The sequence below is a fragment of the Bradyrhizobium pachyrhizi genome (genome assembly GCF_001189245.1).
Classification (GTDB): domain Bacteria; phylum Pseudomonadota; class Alphaproteobacteria; order Rhizobiales; family Xanthobacteraceae; genus Bradyrhizobium; species Bradyrhizobium pachyrhizi.
The window spans coordinates 64976-80773 of the sequence record NZ_LFIQ01000118.1; the positions used below are offsets into that span (position 1 = coordinate 64976).

At 64.1% G+C, this 15798-nt stretch carries 18 protein-coding genes and 1 riboswitch; of the genes, 13 read left to right on the forward strand and 5 right to left on the reverse strand.

Annotated features, from left to right (window positions below):
• Nucleotides 1-106: 106 nt before the first annotated feature.
• The 4 genes from ureG to AKL29_RS34235 all read left to right on the forward strand — a co-directional run bounded on the left by ureG (nucleotide 107) and on the right by AKL29_RS34235 (nucleotide 5519).
• Complete coding sequence (ureG, locus tag AKL29_RS34220; protein WP_028334695.1) at nucleotides 107-745, forward strand: urease accessory protein UreG; 639 nt, start codon at nucleotides 107-109, stop codon at nucleotides 743-745.
• Between the two features lie 418 nt (nucleotides 746-1163).
• Entirely contained in the window at nucleotides 1164-2825 is a 1662-nt protein-coding gene (locus AKL29_RS34225; protein WP_050387210.1) for a CHASE domain-containing protein, read from the forward strand.
• Nucleotides 2826-3004: 179 nt separating this feature from the next.
• Entirely contained in the window at nucleotides 3005-4033 is a 1029-nt protein-coding gene (locus AKL29_RS34230) for a cytochrome-c peroxidase (protein ID WP_050387211.1), read from the forward strand.
• Nucleotides 4034-4463: 430 nt separating this feature from the next.
• Nucleotides 4464-5519, forward strand: coding sequence for a hypothetical protein (locus tag AKL29_RS34235; protein WP_244482577.1), 1056 nt, complete (start codon nucleotides 4464-4466; stop codon nucleotides 5517-5519).
• An 18-nt stretch (nucleotides 5520-5537) separates the two neighbouring features.
• Here AKL29_RS34235 and AKL29_RS34240 read toward each other — a convergent pair whose 3' ends face one another.
• Nucleotides 5538-5903, reverse strand: a complete 366-nt coding sequence (locus AKL29_RS34240) for a methylamine utilization protein (RefSeq protein WP_028334698.1) — start codon at nucleotides 5901-5903, stop codon at nucleotides 5538-5540.
• 217 nt (nucleotides 5904-6120) lie between these two features.
• Between AKL29_RS34240 and AKL29_RS34245 the strand changes: the two genes are divergently transcribed.
• Nucleotides 6121-9027: an EAL domain-containing protein gene (locus AKL29_RS34245; RefSeq protein WP_050387212.1), complete on the forward strand. Its 2907-nt coding sequence runs from the start codon at nucleotides 6121-6123 to the stop codon at nucleotides 9025-9027.
• Nucleotides 9028-9116: 89 nt separating this feature from the next.
• On the opposite strand, the gene AKL29_RS34250 is transcribed toward AKL29_RS34245, so the two are convergent.
• Both AKL29_RS34250 and AKL29_RS34255 read right to left on the reverse strand, forming a co-directional pair.
• Complete coding sequence (locus AKL29_RS34250; RefSeq protein WP_016847265.1) at nucleotides 9117-9665, reverse strand: sigma-70 family RNA polymerase sigma factor; 549 nt, start codon at nucleotides 9663-9665, stop codon at nucleotides 9117-9119.
• Nucleotides 9665-9868, reverse strand: a complete 204-nt coding sequence (locus AKL29_RS34255) for a NepR family anti-sigma factor (protein WP_018269610.1) — start codon at nucleotides 9866-9868, stop codon at nucleotides 9665-9667. The genes AKL29_RS34250 and AKL29_RS34255 overlap by 1 nt, the downstream gene beginning before the upstream one ends.
• 270 nt (nucleotides 9869-10138) lie before the next feature.
• Between AKL29_RS34255 and AKL29_RS34260 the strand changes: the two genes are divergently transcribed.
• Complete coding sequence (locus AKL29_RS34260; RefSeq protein ID WP_028334701.1) at nucleotides 10139-10951, forward strand: response regulator; 813 nt, start codon at nucleotides 10139-10141, stop codon at nucleotides 10949-10951.
• A gap of 84 nt (nucleotides 10952-11035) precedes the next feature.
• Here the strand turns inward: AKL29_RS34260 and AKL29_RS34265 are convergent, their stop codons facing one another.
• Nucleotides 11036-12259 carry a cytochrome P450 gene (locus AKL29_RS34265; protein ID WP_050387213.1) on the reverse strand — a complete coding sequence of 408 codons (1224 nt, stop codon included), beginning with the start codon at nucleotides 12257-12259 and terminating at the stop codon, nucleotides 11036-11038.
• Nucleotides 12260-12374: 115 nt separating this feature from the next.
• Between AKL29_RS34265 and AKL29_RS34270 the strand changes: the two genes are divergently transcribed.
• The 3 genes from AKL29_RS34270 (at nucleotide 12375) to AKL29_RS43060 (ending at nucleotide 14240) form a co-directional block, all read left to right on the forward strand.
• The gene (locus tag AKL29_RS34270) at nucleotides 12375-13097 is read left to right on the forward strand and encodes a TetR/AcrR family transcriptional regulator (RefSeq protein WP_244482595.1); all 723 of its coding nucleotides are present in this window, start codon (nucleotides 12375-12377) and stop codon (nucleotides 13095-13097) included.
• Nucleotides 13098-13160: 63 nt separating this feature from the next.
• Nucleotides 13161-14042 (forward strand): DMT family transporter, encoded by an 882-nt coding sequence (locus AKL29_RS34275; RefSeq protein ID WP_028334704.1) that lies wholly within the window; start codon nucleotides 13161-13163, stop codon nucleotides 14040-14042.
• A 57-nt stretch (nucleotides 14043-14099) separates the two neighbouring features.
• Nucleotides 14100-14240: a hypothetical protein gene (locus AKL29_RS43060; RefSeq protein WP_157347178.1), complete on the forward strand. Its 141-nt coding sequence runs from the start codon at nucleotides 14100-14102 to the stop codon at nucleotides 14238-14240.
• Between the two features lie 26 nt (nucleotides 14241-14266).
• On the opposite strand, the gene AKL29_RS34280 is transcribed toward AKL29_RS43060, so the two are convergent.
• Nucleotides 14267-14509, reverse strand: a complete 243-nt coding sequence (locus AKL29_RS34280) for a hypothetical protein (RefSeq protein WP_028334705.1) — start codon at nucleotides 14507-14509, stop codon at nucleotides 14267-14269.
• Nucleotides 14510-14688: 179 nt separating this feature from the next.
• On the opposite strand from AKL29_RS34280, the gene AKL29_RS43520 reads away from it, so the two are divergent.
• The 4 genes from AKL29_RS43520 to crcB all read left to right on the forward strand — a co-directional run bounded on the left by AKL29_RS43520 (nucleotide 14689) and on the right by crcB (nucleotide 15774).
• A complete protein-coding gene (locus AKL29_RS43520) occupies nucleotides 14689-14865 on the forward strand; it encodes a hypothetical protein (protein WP_167350454.1) in 177 nt (58 codons plus the stop codon).
• Nucleotides 14831-15025: a hypothetical protein gene (locus tag AKL29_RS43795; RefSeq protein ID WP_152977875.1), complete on the forward strand. Its 195-nt coding sequence runs from the start codon at nucleotides 14831-14833 to the stop codon at nucleotides 15023-15025. Before AKL29_RS43520 ends, AKL29_RS43795 begins: the two co-directional genes overlap by 35 nt.
• A gap of 63 nt (nucleotides 15026-15088) precedes the next feature.
• Nucleotides 15089-15149: riboswitch (Fluoride riboswitch) on the forward strand.
• A gap of 68 nt (nucleotides 15150-15217) precedes the next feature.
• Nucleotides 15218-15391 carry a hypothetical protein gene (locus AKL29_RS43065; RefSeq protein ID WP_157347175.1) on the forward strand — a complete coding sequence of 58 codons (174 nt, stop codon included), beginning with the start codon at nucleotides 15218-15220 and terminating at the stop codon, nucleotides 15389-15391.
• Entirely contained in the window at nucleotides 15388-15774 is a 387-nt protein-coding gene (gene crcB / locus AKL29_RS34285) for a fluoride efflux transporter CrcB (RefSeq protein ID WP_028334706.1), read from the forward strand. The genes AKL29_RS43065 and crcB overlap by 4 nt, the downstream gene beginning before the upstream one ends.
• Nucleotides 15775-15798 lie beyond the last annotated feature (24 nt).

Below are 15798 nucleotides of genomic sequence, written 5' to 3' on the forward strand. Positions count from 1 at the left end.
TCTCCGTGGCTATGCAAGCCTGCGGCCCCAGCTTCGCGCAACAATTCAATTCGGTGGTAATGGGTCCCGGCTTTCGCCGGGACGACGATAACGGAGAGCGTGTCACATGCCCACTTCCCACGGCCCACTTCGCGTCGGCGTCGGCGGCCCGGTCGGCTCCGGCAAGACCGCGCTGATGGACCTGCTCTGCAAGTCGATGCGCGAGCGCTACGACATCGCCGCGATCACCAACGACATCTACACCAAATGGGATGCCGAGTTTCTGGTGCGCTCCGGCTCGCTGACGCCGGACCGCATCGCCGGTGTTGAGACCGGCGGCTGTCCGCATACTGCGATCCGCGAGGACGCTTCGATGAATCTCGCCGCGGTCGCCGACATGCGGGCAAAATTCCCCGACCTCGATCTGGTGCTGATCGAATCCGGCGGCGACAATCTGGCGGCGACCTTCTCGCCGGAATTGGCCGATCTGACGATCTACGTCATCGACGTTGCCGCCGGCGACAAGATCCCCTCCAAGGGCGGTCCCGGCATCACGCGATCCGACCTCCTGGTGATCAACAAGATCGATCTTGCACCCCATGTCGGTGCGTCGCTCGAGAAGATGGACACCGACGCCAGGCGGATGCGCGGCGAGCGGCCCTTCGTGATGACCAACCTGAAGAAGAGCGACGGCCTCGATCGCATCATCAGCTTCATCGAGACCAAGGGCGGCCTTCGGTCGCAGGGCAAGGTTAAGGCAGGTTAGGCCGGTTAGGCGTTAATCATTGTGGCACGCCACTAGCGTCCATCCTGTCTTCCTGAGGCGCGAGCAGCGCGAGCCTCGAAGGATGAACGGCCACCGGCCGGGCCGTTCATCCTTCGAGACGCGCGTACCGCGCTCCTCAGGGTGACGGTCGATGAGAGGGGCGCGCACCTCGCCGCAAAAAAGCTGCGCAATCGCCGGAACAATTTCCAACTTTGCCGATTAGCAACCTTTGGCGCCGCCAAAGACCGCCGGGTGGCGTCGTTGTTAATGTTGCCGACCGGCTCCTGTTGCGGACCGATGATCGCTATTCCATATTCCTTTGCGGCGGGCCTTCATCGCATCCTGATTTGTCGCCGCCCTTGCAGAAGCCAGATGACTTCCGTCCCCTTTCGCCACCCCCTGATTGCCGAGTAAGCGTGTGGTTCGACTGGGCTTCATCGTTGCCTTGATTGCGCTGATCGGAGTTCTGCTCTCCGGTCTTGCCGCCTATCGGGTGCACGATCAGGAGCTCGCGATCGACGGCATCGCGCTGGCGCGGGCGATCGACGTCCATGCCAGCCTGGTGCAGGACCGCCTGACCGAGCGCGAGCTGCTGGCGCGGGTCGCCTCGGGGCTGTTCCGGGCGCCGTCGATGGTGAAGGCCAACATGCTGCAGCCGCTGCGCTCGGCGATCTACGCCTTCAAGACGGATTTCGTCGTCGCCGCCTGGATCGCGCGGCTCAAGCCGGACGAGCTCGCCGCGGCGGAGGCCGAGCTGAAGGCCAACGGCTTCACCAACCCGACCATCCGGGATTTCGACGACCAGGCGCTCGACCTCAAGGCGCTCGACAAGCCGATCAACGTGCTGATGGACGTCGAGCCGCGCAATCCGGAGACCTTGAGCATTCCGGGCCGCGCCTTCGACCGCCACTCGGTGGTGGGCCCGATGCTGGCGCGGGCGATGGCCAACGCCAAGCCGGTGGCCTCCGATCCGGTGCCGCTGTTGCGGCAGAACGGCCCGGTCGGGGTCGTGCTCGCCGCGCCGGTGTTCCAGGAGGGCGCGTCCGAGCCGGCGGGCTTCATCACCTTCTCCTACGAGCTGTCGTCGCTGATGCTGACCAACGACGACAGCTCGCTGTTCGCGGTGGCGCTGAAGGATCCGCGCGACTCCAACGACGAGTTCACCGCCAACGAGCAGGGCATCGTCACCTCGCGCGCGGTGCGCCAGGACGGCCCGCTGCCGTCGATGGTGCGCACGGTGACGTTCGGCGGCCGTGACTGGTCGCTCGACTATTACGCCAAGAGCAACGCCACGGTGCGTGCGCAGCAGACCGCGACCATCGTCGCGGCGATTGGCCTCGCGCTGACCGGCATCGTCTGCGGCCTGTTCGGCTATGTCGCCTACAACAATCTGCGGCTCAGCCGCGAGATCGAGGTCCGCATCGGCTTCGAGCGCCGGTTGACCGCCGTGATCGACGAGCTCAACCATCGCGTCAAGAACATCCTCGCGGTGATCCAGTCGATCGTGACCCGCACGCTGCGGCACGGCGCCGATATCGATGTCGCGCGCGAGCTCTTGATCGGGCGCATCCACGCGATGTCGAACGTCGTCACGCTGCTCAGCGAGAGCCAGTGGCAGGGCGTCAAGCTGAAGGGCCTGTTCGAATCGCGCGCGATCCCGCATGCCGACCGGATCGCGGTGAACGGTCCCGACATCACGGTCAGCGCCCGCGCCGCCCAATCGCTGTCGCTGCTGTTCTTCGAGCTCGCCTCGCATTCCGACGAAGGGCTGTCGCTGGTCGGCAAGCACCCGCACATCGTCGCCAATTGGGAGGTCGTCGGCGAGGATGCGGACTCGGTCTTTCATTTCCGCTGGGAAGAGTTCAACACCAGCCAGGCGACGCGGCGAGCCGACAGTGATTTCGGCCTGATCCTGCTCGACCGCGTCGCGCCCGAGGCGCTCGGCGGCACCGCGAAGCGCTACTTCACCGACGTCTCCTATGTCTATGAGCTGACCGCGCCGATGGACACCGTCGTCGACATGACCGAGCGCGACCGCACCGAGCAGTTCTCCGCGCCGCTGCGCCCGGTGAAGAAGTAGCGGCTGCCTCAGGTTGTGTGATCGGACCGCCGCGCGGATTGATCGAAATCACGCGCGAAAGCATGCGCCGTCGTCATCGTGACCAATGCCCGGTATCAGTAATAGACCGCAACCGATTGTTAAAACTTCGTTGAACATGCTTGGGCATATACCGAGCAGGATACCGTCTGAGGACCCCGATGAGGCTTTGGGTCAGCCTGACCTTGCTCGCGGCAGTTTTGCCGGTAGGACTGTCGCTTGCCCTGACTCCGGCGGCGGCACCCGGCGACCCTGCGACAATCCGTGCCAGCTATCGGCGGCCGGACGTCGTTCCGTTCCCGAGCAGCAATCCCTATTCGGAGGCGAAATCCGCGCTTGGACAGCTGCTGTTCTTCGACCCGCTGTTGTCGAGGTCAAAGACGCACTCCTGCGCGAGCTGCCACAGGCCATCCCTTTCATGGGCCGACGGCCTTCCGCGCGCCATCGGTGAGGATCCCAAGGGCCTGCCGATCCGCTCGCCGACGTTGATCGATGTGGCCTTCTTCGAGCCGCTGGGATGGGACGGCAAGTTCAAGGATCTGGAATCCGTTGCGTTCGGGCCGATCCTCAGTCCGGCCAACCTGAACATGACCGAGCCGGAATTGATCGCGCGACTTTCGGCGATCCCCGGATATGTCGATGCCTTCGCCCACGCATTCGGAGACGGCGCGATCACGCGGCCGAGGATCGAGGCGTCGTTGGCGACCTTCGAGCGCTCCATCGTTGCAGGCGAGGCTCCGTTCGACCGTTGGATCAAGGGCGACGACACCGCCATCAGCAAATCAGCCCAGCACGGCTTTGAGCTTTTCAACGGCAAGGCGCGTTGCTCGGCTTGCCACAGCGGCCCGTCGTTTTCCGACGGATCCTTCCAGGATATCGGCACCGCCAAGGGCCATGACATCGGGCGCGGCCGTTTCTTCCCGACCTCGGCGAAGCTGAAATATGCGTTCAAGACGCCGACATTGCGCGACGTCGCGCGCCGCGCGCCCTATATGCACGACGGATCGGTGGCGACGCTGGAAGATGTCATCGAGCTTTACAACAAGGGTGGGATCGATCGGCCGAGCCGATCGCCCGACATCAAGCCGCTGTCCCTGACGGCAGACGAGAAGAACGACCTCATCGCCTTCCTGCAAACCCTGACCGCAACGGCCCCGCCGGTGGCAGGCGTCCCCAAACTGCCGCGCTGACCTCGGCTCAACGCGGTTCAGAACGAGGTTCGTTCAGGACAGGTGCGGCAGCGCCGCGCCCAGGAGGCCGAGCCCCACGATCACGAATGCGCCCGCGCAGGTCTCGAGGGTCGCTGCGCGCGCAGCGGACGATCTTGTCACATAGGCGAGGGCCGACCCCACCCCGATACTTACGACGCTCAACGCTCCGAACACTGTACCGGCCTCCCGATCCGATTTGTCCGGATTTCACTACGACAGTTGAATTGAGCTCCCGTGCCGGAATTAGCTAAAATTTGAGGGAACCGGCTGTAAAGATTGCACTAAGGGACAGGCCGGGGGCTCGCCCGCCACGATTAACCACAATGCAACCCCGGGGTGTCCCGGCAGGCGCAAAGCTTAAAATTTGATATAAGTTAAACAAGTCCTAAGTGTGTGGGCGGTTGGTTCAATGTTTAGTGGATGGGCGCGAGATACCGTCTCGGCGGTGCGCTCCTTTTTCGCCACGTGCCTTGCAGCGGTTCTTTTTTGTGTCGTAGCCGCGCGCAGTGCCGAGGCACATGTCAAGTGGTTTTGTGCCTACGATGTCGCCGGTCAGCCCCGCGGACTCGAGAATGTCCTTTGCCTGGATTTCGAGCTGCTGCTCGGCGTCGCCATCTTCTGGCTGTTTGCGGGTTGCCTGATCGAGCCCACCTCGCTGGGTGACGCCACGATCCGGGTAATGGACCGCGTCACCGAGGGACTGCGGCTGCGCACCGAATTGATGATGCGCGCCGTGTGCGCCTTCTTCTTCATCTCGATCTGGGCCGTGGGCGGCATCCTGCTGACGCCCGAGTTGAAGACGACGTCGCCGTACGTCGGCGCGCTGCAGCTTGCGATCGCTGCCGGGATGCTGTCACGACGCACGCTGCCGCTGTCGGCGGCGGGGATGCTGGTCCTGTTCGGGATCGGTGTGCGCGACTACGGTCTCTTTCACCTCGCCGATTACCCGATCTTTCTCGGTGTTGCCGCCTATTTTGCACTGGTTGGGCTGAACAAGGATTTGTTCGGAGTCCGGCCGATCGACGTGATGCGCTACGCCGCCGCGGTGACGTTGATGTGGGCCTCGGTCGAAAAATGGGCCTATCCGGAGTGGAGCTTCCCGCTGCTGATCGAGCATTCCTCGATGACGCTGGGCTTCGACAACGAGTTCTACATGCGCGCCGCCGGCATGGTGGAATTCACGCTTGCCTTTGCCTTGATCTGGACGCCGCTGATCCGGCGCTGCGCCGCCACCGTGCTGACGGGGATGTTCATCAGCGCGTGCTTCGAATTCGGCAAGATCGACACCATCGGACACTCGGCGATCATCGCTGTCCTGCTTGCGATTGTCGCCGACAACAAGGTGTTGTCGCGCGACCGTCGTGCGCCGTGGCTCGCCCCGGTCGCACTCTGTGCCGCGCTGTCGGTGACCTTGTTCGTCTATTATTTCGGCCACGCCGCGATCTTCAAGACGTCGGTCCTGTAGATCGCCGCCCCTGTGGCGCTATTTGGCGACGTGGACGGCGAGCTTCATCTTCGGATGAATGCCGCACAGCACGGTGTAGTCGCCGGGCACCGAGAAGGTGACGTCGAACTTGCTGCCCGGCTGCTGGTCGCCCGAGTCGAAGCTGAACGTATCGGTGCTCAAATAAGCGTGATGCAGCAGTTCGCCGTCATCGTTAACGAACCGTAAAACCTCACCCCGCTTGATCGAGATCTGCGCGGGTTTGAATTCACGATCCTTCTGCGAAATGACATAAGGGGCTGCGCCCAAAGCTGCTCCAATAAGCGCTCCAGTGACGATCGCCGCCGCAAACGGCACGCGGCCGAACTGGCCCAGGCGCAAGGCGCGCAACAAGCCTGACTGCATGAGACCCCCGCTGAACCTCGAACACCAAATATCGGCTATCCCGGGCTGCAAATGTGGCTCCCGGACCACCTGTAAGGGTGATTATCGCCAGCTGATCTTAACGATTTCAGCATGAGTTCCAGTCACTACTAAAGCAATTTTGAGCAGACAGTTATTTTCCGCAGTGCTGCGCCTTTCTGCGTAGCTTGAGTATCGAGCACTACGGCGAAACGCGGGCATGGACAGCCTATTTGGCAACCTCAAGGTAAAGAGCGGTGCGGCCTTTCGGTTCGCAACCGGCCGCCTTTCGCGTCTTGCCCTGACCAAGGGGTCGATCCGCAGCCAGATTCTGATTTTTTGCCTTGCGATGAGCGCCGTTGCGGTCGCCCTCGGCGGGTACTCCATCCTCGGCATCCGCCATGCCGGCGATCTGGTGGCCAAGACCTTCGACGAATCCCTGATGTCGATCAACTATGCGCGCGCGGCCGGTGCGGATTTCGCCACGATGCGGGTCGCCTCGTCGCAACGCCTGCTGACCACGGATCCGGAGATCCGGGCCAATCTCGATGGCCAGATTGAAAAGCTCGCAAAGACGCTCTCGGAAGACCTGGCGATTGCTGCCGATCGGTCGCAATCCTCGCGCGCCGCGCAAGCCGCCGCCAAGGTTCAGGAAGCCGCCGACGCCTGGATGGCGCTGCACCGGCGCGCGATCGGATCGTCCACGGAGGGCAGCACGGCGGCCGATCCGCGCGCACCGGGTGCGACGGTCGGCGATGTCGATCGCTACTCCAAGATCGTCAGCCAGCAGGTCGAGCTGCTGGTCAATTATACGGCCGGCGATGGCTTCCTGTTCCGGCAAAAGGCGCTCTCGACCATCAAGCGGGACCTGCAGCTCAACGTGGCCGGGCTGACCGTCGCGCTGTTTCTGTCGGCGCTGTTTTCGTGGCTGCTGGCGCGCCGCATTATCGGACCGGTCGCGATCGCATCGCGGGCCGCGCGAAGCATCGCCGGCGGCGACCTCGACGCGACCATCCCCAAGGGCGGGACCGACGAGCTCGGCACGCTTCTGACCGCCATGGAAACGATGCGCGACAACATTCGGCGAATGGTCAATCAAGAAGTATCGCAACGCCGCTCCGCGCAGGCACGGCTTTCCGATGCGCTCGAAACGTCGCGTGAGGGCGTCGTGCTGCTCGACGCGGATGGCCAGGTCGCGCTGGCCAACTCGCGCGCGAGTGAATTCATCCGTCTCTCGCCGCAGCTTCTGCAGTCGGACCGGCTCGATGCCGCCAGGCTGGCCCCCGCCGATGGTGACATCGATGGCTTTGCGAGCGAGGCGCAGCTTGCGGATGGACGCTGGCTGCGCGTCAGCCGCAGCGAGACGCAGGAGGGCGGCGTCGTCCTCGTCTACAGCGACATCTCCGCGCTGAAGCAGCAGAAGGCCGAGCTGCATGAAACCAATTTGCGGCTCGACGCGGCGCTCACGCACATGTCGCAAGGGCTGTGCCTCTACAACAGCGAGGCGCGGCTGCAGGTCGCCAACCGCCGGTTCTGTGAGATCTTCGATATATCGCCGGAGCTTGTCGTTCCCGGAATGACCATGGAGGAGGTGCTCGACCTGAGCATCGCCGCGGGCAATCACGGGGAGCGGACCGTCACCGACCTGCTGGCGGAGCGCGAGCGGTCGATGGCTCAGCACGACGGCAACTATCTGCAGCATCTCAGCGATGGACGGATCATTGCGATCGCGCAACGGCCGACATCCGATGACGGCTGGCTCGTCACCTGCGAGGACGTCACCGAACAGCAACGGGCGGAATCGCAGATCGCGTTCATGGCCCGGCACGATGCCCTGACCAAGCTGCCGAACCGGACGTTGCTGGCCGAGCGGATCGAGCTGGCGGTTGCGCAGGTCGGCCGCGGACTCGGCTTCGCGGTGTTCTGCCTCGATCTCGATAATTTCAAGCAGGTCAATGACACGCTCGGGCATCCGGTCGGCGACGAACTGCTGTGCGCAGTCGCGGACCGGCTCAACGCCTGCGTCCGTGAGGTCGACACCGTCGCGCGTTTGGGCGGCGACGAGTTCGCGGTCATCCAGTGTGGCGTCCAGGGCGGAGACGAGGCCGAACGCCTCGCGCGCCGCATCGTGGAATGCGTGGGCGCGCCGTACGAGCTGAACGGGCATCGCGTCATCGTCGGATGCAGCGTCGGCATCTCGATGTCGCCGGGCGACGGCACCACCGGCGAGAAGCTGCTGAAGAACGCCGACGTCGCCTTGTACCGCGCCAAGATGGAAGGCCGCGGCACCTGGCGCTTCTTCGAGCCTGCGATGGACGCCAGCCTGCAGCGGCGTCGGGCCATCGAGCTCGACCTTCGCGAGGCGATGGTCAAGGACGAGTTCTCGTTGTTCTACCAGCCGCTCTACGATCTCCATCTCGACCGCATCTGCGGCTTCGAGGCGTTGCTGCGCTGGCATCACCCCAAGCGCGGGCTGGTGCCGCCGGACCAGTTCATCCCGATCGCGGAAGAGATCGGTCTGATCGGCCCGCTGGGAGAATGGGTGCTCAATCGCGCCTGCGAACAGGCGACGACCTGGCCCAGCGAGATGAAGCTCGCGGTCAACGTCTCCGCGGTCCAGTTTCGCGATGCCGACTTCATCGACGTCGTCATCGGCGCGCTCGCGACGTCAAAATTGTCGCCGCGCCGGCTGGAGCTCGAAATCACCGAGTCCGTGTTCCTCGCGAACAGCAACGAGACGCTTGCAACGCTGCACAAGCTGAAGGCGCAGGGAGTGCGCATCGCGCTGGATGATTTCGGCACCGGCTATTCCTCGCTGAGCTATCTGCGCAGCTTCCCCTTCGACAAGCTCAAGATCGACAAATCCTTCGTGCGCGACGCGACCGCGACGCATGGATCGAAATCGATCGTCCGCGCCGTCATCAGCCTCGGCAGAAGCCTCGGCATGACCACGATCGCGGAGGGCATCGAGACCGTCGAGCAGCTGGATCATATGCGGGCCGAAGGCTGCAACGAGGCGCAGGGCTTCCTGTTCAGTCATCCGGTCCCGGTGACCGAAATCGCAGCCAAGATCCTCGAACTGAGAAACGGCTTCAAGCCGGCGTCCGTCAAGGCGATGGCCAGCTGACGGCGCGCTGAGCGTCGCCGGACCTTGCAGGCCAACATGAAAAAGGCGGCCCGCGGGCCGCCTTTTCCTATTTATCGCCGCGGTCGCGCTTAGCCGCCATTGCCGCCGATCACGGCGCGCACGGTGTTGTCGGGGCCGAAATCCTCGGCGCTGTCGACATAAAGCAGCGCGGAGAGCTTCGATCGCGCGCGGTTGACGCGGCTCTTGATGGTGCCGACCGCGCAGCCGCAGATTGCCGCGGCATCCTCGTAGGAGAAGCCGGACGCGCCGACCAAAATCAGCGCCTCGCGCTGGTCCTGCGGCAGCTTTTCGAGCGCGGCGCGGAATTCCTCGAACTCCAGATGCGCCGCCTGCGAAGGCTGGCTCTTCAGCGTCTTGGCATAATTGCCCTCGGCATCCTCGACCTCGCGCCGCCGCTTCCGGTAGTCGGAGCGAAACAGGTTGCGCAGGATGGTGAACAGCCACGCGGGGAGGTTCGAGCCGGGCTGGAACGAGTCGATGTTGGCGATCGCGCGCAGCAGGGTCTCCTGCACCAGATCGTCGGCGCGGTCACCATTACCGGACAGCGAGATCGCGAACGCGCGCAGGCTCGGGACCGACGCAAGGATATCGTCGCGAAGTTCATTCGTGAGAGGCATTAGTCCCCTCCATTGTTCTTGTCGGTATCGCCCCCGGCGACGGCCGCCGCCGCAGCCTCCGGCCCGTCGAGTTTGCGGATCAGCTCCGCAAAGCGGTCGGGTACGCCCTGTCGCACCACGTCATCGTACATGGCGCGAAGCTGGTGGCCGATTCTCGATTGAATCTCGGCGTTGAGACCGCCCTGCTTCTTTACTTCCTTCATGATGTGATCCACGCTTCCCCGGGAGTTAAGTCTCTGATTTCCAAGTCGTTTCCTCGAAAAAAGAGGCTGGCCGCGTTGCCTCGTCGGTCAGGAGCTAATGCAAAGTTGCGCAGAAAGTTCCGGAATGCTGGAACTATTTCGTGGAACTTTTTCGGCTTTCGCGCGTAGTCGGCGATGCAGGGGAACCGGGGTCGTCCCAGAACTGGATTCTGTCGCCCCCAGACAACGGGTTTCAGGCCGCCAGGCCTCACGAACAAGGATGGAGTGGGAATGTCCCGATCGCAGATCGTTGCCGAACACCTTCCGCTGTTGCGCCGTTACGCTCGCGCACTGACCGGAAATCAGGCGTCGGGGGACGCCTATGTCGGGGCCATGCTCGAGGCCCTGTTGCAGGATGGATCGTTGCTGGATCAGACCCACGGGCCGCGCGCCGGCCTGTTTCGGCTGTTCACCCAGATCTGGAATTCGGTGTCGGTGAACAACAACGACAATGCCGACGTGGCGACGCTGTCGCTCCCGCCGGAGCGTCGGCTGTCGAACATCACGCCGCTGCCGCGCCAGGCCTTCCTGCTGCTGTCGCTCGAGGGCTTCTCGGAGGAGGAGGTCGGCTACATTCTCGGCACCGATATCGCCGAGACGCGCAAGCTCACCGATGCCGCCGGCCGCGAGATGGCCGCCGAGATCGCCACCGACGTCCTGATCATTGAGGACGAGACCTTCATCGCCATGGACCTCGAGAGCCTGGTGAAGAATCTCGGTCACAACGTCATCGGCGTTGCCCGCACGCATTCCGACGCGGTGGCGCTCGCCAAGAACAAGAAGCCCGGCCTGATCCTCGCCGATATCCAGCTCGCCGACGGCTCGTCGGGCCTCGATGCCGTGAACGAGTTGCTGCGGACCTTCGAGGTGCCGGTGGTGTTCATCACCGCCTATCCCGAGCGCTTCCTGACCGGCGAGCGGCCGGAGCCGGCATTCCTGATCTCGAAGCCGTTCCAGCCGGCGATGGTGTCGGCGGTGGCGAGCCAGGCGCTGTTCTTCCAGCGCAACTCGCGCAACCGCTCGCCGCGCGCCGCCTCGGCATGAGCTGAATTTACGCAAGCGGCAAAATCCAGACCGGCGTACCGAAAGGTACGCCGGCTTTTTTTGAGCAAGCCTTCGATGGCGACGCTATTTCGGCGTCACGCAGACCGGCATCGTGCTGAGCGCTCGCAGGCCCGAACTGTCGCGGAAGGCTGTGGGGCCTGCAATCTCGAGCTGCTTCACGCGGCTGGCGAGCGCTGTGATCACGGCCTCGGCTTCCAGCCGTGCCACCATCTGCCCGACACAGCCGTGGATGCCGACGCCGAAGCCCATGTGACCGGAGAGCCGCCGTCTGACGTCGAACCGGTCGGCATGCTCCCAGCGCGTCTCGTCGCGGTTGGCGGAGGCAAGTAGCAGCAGCACCTTCTCGTGCTTGCCGATCTTGACGCCTGCAATCTCGGTGTCATGCGGCGTGGTGCGGAACACGAATGGCGCCGGTGAATCGAAGCGCAGGGTTTCGTCGAATGCCGCGCGCGACAACGACGGATCTTCCGCAAGCAGCGACCATTGCTCGGGATGGCGCGCAAGCGTGTACAGCGCCATGCCGATCGCGCTGATCGTGGTGTCAAGCCCGGCCGAGAACAGCGAACGCACCAGCAGCGGAGCTTCCTCCGCGCTGATCTCTCCGGCGTCGGCCGCCTCATAGACCTGCGCGCCAAAACTGCCCGGGCGCAGCGCCTCGCGCTGGCAGCGCGCCGCGACCCAGGGAAGCACGCGGGGCGCCTGCTGCATCAAATCGCGAAAATAGTCGTTCTCGGGCCCGAAGCCGGCGAACACCATCGCGCCATAGGTCAGGAAGTTCTCGCGGCCCTCCTGGTCGATGCCGAGCGCGTCGGGAAACACGCTGACCGGAAACACCTCCGCGATGTCCTTGATGGCGTCAAACGATCCGCGCTCGACCAGCCCGTCGATCAGCCGCGTCGCCGTTGACTTGAAATCATCAGCGAGCCGCCGCATCGCGCCGGGCGAGAGGATCCGCGCCAGCACCGCGCGGGTTCGCGTGTGCAGCGGCGGATCGGCTTCCAGCACGATGCTCGGCGGCCGCCACGGCTTTTCCTTGAAGTGGTTTGCAAGTCCGGCGCCGCCGGCGTTGCTGAAATTGACATGGTCTCCGAAGATCGTCTTGACCTCGGCAAAGCGCGGCACCGCCCAGATGTCATATCTGGTCAGGCGGATGACCGGCGCTGCGGCACGCAGCTCCGCATAGGTGCCGTAGGGGTCGGCCCGCGTCGCCGCGCTGAACGGATCGAAATCGCTGCGGACCATGTCGCCGGCAAGGGGGCTCGCAAGGGGGCTCGCATGGGTGCTCATCGGATCCTCCCGTCTTGTCATTGGTTAATTGACCATAGTCAATTAACTCGCATGCTGCAAGGGCGGGGTTGCCATCGGGGCGGGTGCGCGGCATGGAGGCGCGAGGCAGATGGGGATGTCGATCGTGGAGCGAGCCAAAGGCGCACGGCGCTTTCAGCGCAGGGCGCGCCAGGAGGCCGACAAGGAGGCGCTGAAGGCGCTGATCCTCGAGACCGCGCGCAAGGAGTTCGCCGCCGGCACGTTGGAGACCGTTTCGATCCAGAAGATCGCCGACGCGATCGGCTACTCGAAGGGCACCGTCCTCAAATATTACCCGACCAAGCTGTTGCTGCTGCTCGCGGTGAAGCAGCAGAATCTCGAGGCGGTCGCCGAACGCCTCGAGCGGGTCCGCGCGGAGACGGCCGACAGCGATCTGCGGCTGCGGCGCGTGATGGAAACCTATCTCGATTACTGGGCCGACAATCCCGATCACTTCCGCTCGCTGTTCTCGATGTCCGGCACGATCGAGGACCGCCGTTTTCCCGACGGCGTCTATTTCGGCGAGACCGAGATCGCGCGCCGCAGCTACGAATTGTTCGTGATCTCGGTGCGGGAATTTCTGGCGGCACATGGCGCCGAGCCGGCGCCGGGCCTGCCGCAGCGGCTCGCAACCGCACTGCTGGCGGCAACCCACGGCGTGGTCGCGCTCACGCTCGGCACCCCGACCATGAGACTGCCCGACATGCGCGGCACCGGCCGCCTGCTCATCGCCAGCCTGATCGATGCCTGGACGATCAGGCTTGCCGCCGCGCGGAAAAGCGAGGGCTGGCCGCGGGTCACGATCGGCACCTTTGCCTGACAGGGTGGTGCGCATGCGCGATGCGATATGGAATCGCCTGCGTTCGCCTGCTAAGCGCCGCCCATGGATACGACGCAGCGCGATAGAACGGTGGGCTTTCTCTGCTTGGTGGTGACGGCGTTCGGCTGGGCCCTGAACTGGCCGCTGATGAAGCTGTTGCTGCAGCAATGGCCGCCGCTGTTCGCCCGTGGGCTTGCCGGCACCTGCGCGGCGGCGATCCTGGGCACGCTGGCGCTGGCCCGCGGACAGTCGCTCGCCGTGCCGCGCGAGGCGATTCCGCGGCTGCTGTTTGCCTCCTTCACCAATGTCTTTGCCTGGATGGGCTTTGGCACCATCGCGATGAAATTCGTCACGGTCGGCGAGGGCGCGCTACTGGCCTACACGATGCCGATCTGGGCGATGCTGTTCGCCTGGCCGGTGCTGCACAGCCGCCCGACGCTGCGGGATCTTGCGGCGCTGGTGCTCGGCGTTGCCGGCGTTGCACTCCTGCTCGGCGGCAATGGCTTTGCGTTCAGCGCCGACAAGCTCACCGGTATCGCGCTGGCGCTCGCCTGCGCCATCCTGTTCGCGCTCGGCAACGTGCTGAATCGCAAGCCGCTGCCGATGCCGCCGCTCGCGGTGGTGGCCTGGCAGGTCGGCATCGGCTGCCTCGTGATGCTCCTGCTCGGCATCCTCTTCGAGCATCCGAACTATGCCGCGATCACGCCGCTCGGCCTCGGCTGCTTTGCCTACATGACGCTGATGCCGATGGGGATCTGCTATCTCACCTGGTTCGAGACGCTGCGCCGCCTGCCGCCGACATCGGCGTCAACGGGCATGCTGCTGGTGCCGGTCATCGGCGTGGTGTCGGCCGCGATCATTCTCGGTGAGCCGCTGGGCCTGCGCGAGATCGGCGCCATGGCGCTGACGCTCGGCGGCGTGACGCTGGCGCTGCAGCGGGCCTGACGCAAAGAAGGGAACGGACATCGGCGCATCGCGTTCTCCCGAAAAGGGAGCTTGGCCATGCGCAAGGCGATCGCGCGGCTTGATGCGGAGCAGAGGGCGCAACTGCTTTATCTCGCGGATCTCGGCACGGCGATGTTCACGTCGGCCCTCGTGGTGTGCAGTCTGAAGGCGATTGTCGACCTGTTCGCCGCGGGCTGAACCGCCACGTCAGCGCCAACGCGCCGTCAATCCTCTTGCGGCGCGTCGCTCTGGGTGTGCCCCTCGGGCCCGCGATCGAACACACCATAATCGCTCGATTTCACTCCTGCTCCCCCATCGACGCCAATGCCGGCCAGACCGAGCTTGAGCAGCTCGCGGACCGCCGCGGCGCGGGTCGGCATGCGGTGCTTGAAGCGGAAATCGTCGAGGGCTGCCAACTCCTCCGGCGACAGCATGACCTGAAGACGCTCAGCGCGAAGCTCATTCATCGCAAAACACCAAGACTTAGCTTGTTGAGTAATTTGCTAAACCACCAAACTCGCATGGGGTTCCATCGGTTGAGACAAAAACGTCAACTTAGTTGAATTATCAAATGAAATCAAAAACTTAGATAAAAAATAAAGGAACGATCCGGCCGCCCGCCTCGTTATGTCGCTGGAGAGATGCCATGGCCAACCACGTCAAGCTTCCCCGCAAGCTGTCCGAGGAGCCGGAAGCCCCGAAACCGCGGCGCCCGAGCCACGCGAAAGTCATCGAGCAACTGGACCGCTGGGCCAACAGCCCCGGTCTTCAACCGCCAAAGGTCGATAATGCAGAGGACGATTCAAAAGCGGAAGCGATCTGAACCCCACACATTCGAGCAGCGCCTCGAGGAACATCGCGTGCGACTTGAAAGCCTGCTCGCCCGATTGCCGCGCGGTGCCGAACGCGAGCAGATTGTCGCGCGCATCGAGCAACTGCGAACAGCCGTTGAGCTGAACGCGATGCTGTCGACGACCGGCTGAGCCGAGAAGCGAAACGGCGGAACGGGCCCACTTGCTCCTGCCGCTCCGCTCGCCTACCATTCCCACGTTGATGGGGATGGAGTCCCCCGATAACCGCCGCGAGGCTGATGACTCCTACCGGGCGCGACAGCGTCGGTAGGAGCATGCGCCACCGCCGACCCGCCGTGTCCCGCGAATGAGAAGGGACAGCGCATGACGGGTCTTCCTGGTTCACTCTCAATCGCATTGTCGCTGGTCGGGTCGATCTGGCTCGTCGGTGTTGTCGCCCTGCTGGTCGGCGCGCCGGGCGAGCTGGTCGCTGCGACCTTCGTGCTTGGGTTGGTGGCGGGCTTCATCGAATGGCGAGCCGGAAAGGTGGAGCATTGAACGTTCAGTTGTTGGCGGCGATCGCGATCGGCGGTTCGCTGGGATCGGTCGCGCGCTATCTGGTGGCGATCGGCGCGGGGCGCCTGGTCGGCACGGAATTTCCCTGGGGCACGCTGGCGATCAATATCGTGGGTTCGTTCCTGATCGGCGTCTTCGCGGAAGCGTTCGCGCTGAGCTGGAATGCCAGCCAGGCGATGCGGGTGTTTCTCACCGTCGGCATTTGCGGCGGCTTCACCACCTTCTCGACCTTTTCGCTCGATGCGATCGTGCTGATGCAGCGCGGCGAGCTATGGTCGGCCGGCACCTACATCGCGGCCTCCGTCGCGCTCTCGATTCTCGCGCTGTTCGGCGGCCTGCTGCTGGTGCGGGCGTTCACAGCCTAAAGCATGATCCGGAAAAGTGCGAAG